Source organism: Vibrio sp. 10N.261.52.A1 (assembly GCF_002876325.1).
Taxonomy (GTDB): Bacteria; Pseudomonadota; Gammaproteobacteria; order Enterobacterales; family Vibrionaceae; genus Vibrio; species Vibrio chagasii.
The window spans coordinates 1-2,416 of record NZ_MCYD01000521.1; the positions used below are offsets into that span (position 1 = coordinate 1).

Annotated in this window: 3 protein-coding genes; 2 read left to right on the plus strand and 1 reads right to left on the minus strand. The window is 43.9% G+C overall.

All coding sequences use genetic code 11. The features are described from left to right. Positions 1 to 214 precede the first annotated feature (214 nt). Both BCT81_RS06995 and BCT81_RS07000 read left to right on the plus strand, forming a co-directional pair. A complete protein-coding gene (locus BCT81_RS06995) occupies positions 215 to 916 on the plus strand; it encodes a YafY family protein (protein WP_102423655.1) in 702 nt (233 codons plus the stop codon). 78 nt (positions 917 to 994) lie between these two features. Next, positions 995 to 1,354 carry a VOC family protein gene (locus BCT81_RS07000; RefSeq protein WP_102423656.1) on the plus strand — a complete coding sequence of 120 codons (360 nt, stop codon included), beginning with the start codon at positions 995 to 997 and terminating at the stop codon, positions 1,352 to 1,354. 66 nt (positions 1,355 to 1,420) lie between these two features. Here the strand turns inward: BCT81_RS07000 and BCT81_RS07005 are convergent, their stop codons facing one another. Further along, positions 1,421 to 2,137 carry a DUF1826 domain-containing protein gene (locus BCT81_RS07005; RefSeq protein WP_102423657.1) on the minus strand — a complete coding sequence of 239 codons (717 nt, stop codon included), beginning with the start codon at positions 2,135 to 2,137 and terminating at the stop codon, positions 1,421 to 1,423. Between the last annotated feature and the right edge of the window lie 279 nt (positions 2,138 to 2,416).

Consider the following 2,416-nt stretch of genomic DNA (forward strand, 5'->3'; position numbering starts at 1 on the left):
CCCTAAGCCATTGTATTTAAGGTATATGTGCGCCGAAAGATAGATCCAGATCAAACCAAAAGGTCGAACATCATACGTTAAGACTCCATATTAATTCATCAGTATCATGTGATAAGTACATGCCACGCCTATTGCTTCATCTATCACAATCAAAATAGCGTTTACCCTATCATTCGATTAATCTTATAAGTCGTTATGTCCATAGAGTTTTCTTATGTCTCGAAGCCAACGCCTCTTTGATTTGCTTCAATTATTGCGCTGTCACAAATATCCCGTGCCAGCCGATCACCTTGCTCACGAACTAGATGTCAGTACACGTACCATCTATCGCGATATTGCGACGCTACAAGCACAAGGCGCGGAAATTGATGGCGAAGCTGGTGTTGGCTACCTGCTTAAACCCACCTTTACTCTGCCTCCCATGATGTTTTCATCGGACGAACTAGAAGCGCTGCGACTCGGTGCCGACTGGGTCGCTAAGCAAGCTAATGGAGAGTTCAGTGAATCGGCTAAAAATGCAATTGCCAAGATCTCGGCCGTGCTCCCTTCAAACCATCAGGCTAAGCACAGTGTAGATATCATTCGTGTTGCTTCAATTATTGAGGTTGCAGACTTAGGTTTTGATCTGTCGGAGATAAAGTTAGCGATTAATCAACAGAACAAAGCTCGAATTCAATACACAGACGCCAAGGCAAAAGTAAGTTCTAGAGTCGTATGGCCAATGCTGATTGGCGTATTTGAAAACTATTATGTATTGGTCGCTTGGTGTGAAACACGTAGTGCCTATCGAAACTTCAGGCTCGATAGAATTAACCAATGGACCACACTGGAAGAAAAGTATGCGAAATCGCGGAATAGCTTACTCAAAGAGTGGCAAAGCATGGAAGGAATTACAGACAAAGTGATTCGCTACTGACAAAAACTGTCACTAGTGAGGGATATATTTCTGTGGTCCAAAGAAACACCACACCAGATAACCTAACTAGGAGCAGCTATGTTTACTATCGATTCATTTGTCCTTTACGTCACTGACATTCACAGCAGCATGGATTTTTATTCCAAAGCCTTTGACTGTGAGGCAACACTGCTATCTCCGACATTTGCAGCGTTAACTTTTGCAAGCAATGTGAAGATCACCCTCAAGCAATCTGACGCTCTAACGCCAACAAGCAAAGTAACTGGTGGCGGCACTGAGCTATCGATAGCATTGACAGATAAACAAGCTCTGGAAAACCTCTATAAAGAATGGAGAGCAAAAGAAATCAAGTTCGAACAAGCACTAGAAGAGTCCGTGTTTGGTATCAACTTTGTCGCGATTGACCCAGACGGCCACCGCATTCGAATCTTCGCCTAAATGAAAAAGAGCAAGCGACACGCTAGTTGCTTGCTCATCTTATCTAGGATCATCAGCCCAAAAGAGCTAACCGAAGTCTATGGTCAGTAACAGTCGAGCTTCTTCAGATGAAGTGACAGGCGAACGGTGGACAAGGCCTCTGTTTTCATTGCCGCTCCAACGTTCCCCTTTCAATAACGCCACATCACCAGCGGACATGTGCTGGATGTCAGACTCGTTATTGTAGAGGCCAGATACTAAGTCTGGCTGGCCATTACTTCCACGACCTAATTTAGAACGGTCAACCGAATCGTTTTCTAGCCACTGAGTCGCAATGCCATGATAGGTTGTCACTAACCGGCAAGGTACTTGGTCAAAATGAAAGCGAGGACACATTGCCTTGTTCAGTACAGCCAAGCGGAGACCAACTTCTTCAAGCTCAAACAAGCAACAGAACATGTCCACCAGCTCAGCCATATTTTCTAGCAGGGCTTTTGAAGCCGTTCCGTCTGTAGCGAATTCCAATTTGTCGAAAGCGTTTGCAGGTGACACGCTAACAGACTTACTAAAATTTGGGTTAGCCGCTATAAACTCATTTATTTCAGCCACCAAGCTCTCATCAAAGTTACGCTGCCATATCGCGACATTGATATCATCTTGGTAAATGTCAGCCAACACTGTCGGGGATGAAGCTGCACTACAAGATGGATTTCGGCCCTTCTGCCCTTTATGAGCTAGCGTTCCATCAATACTTGACGATTGATTACAACTCGTTGTCAAAGGTTCAGCTAAAACGGCATTCATTATCTCATCTCCTTGCTGCGCGCTCGTATTCTCTAGAGGCAATATCTCTGTTTGCCAAAACAACAAACCAAGGAAATGTTATAACATAACAATAAATGTTTAAACAACTCAAGAGATCATGGTTCCATACGTACCAATATGACATGTGTGCCCCCTACCGAATTTAGTGCATGAGTAAGGTGTTGAGCTGAGCTTGCCCCTATACTTTTCAAAGTTGTTCAAAATACGAACAGCACTATTTGGTTCAACTGGCAATCCATTATGTGGTGACAACTTATG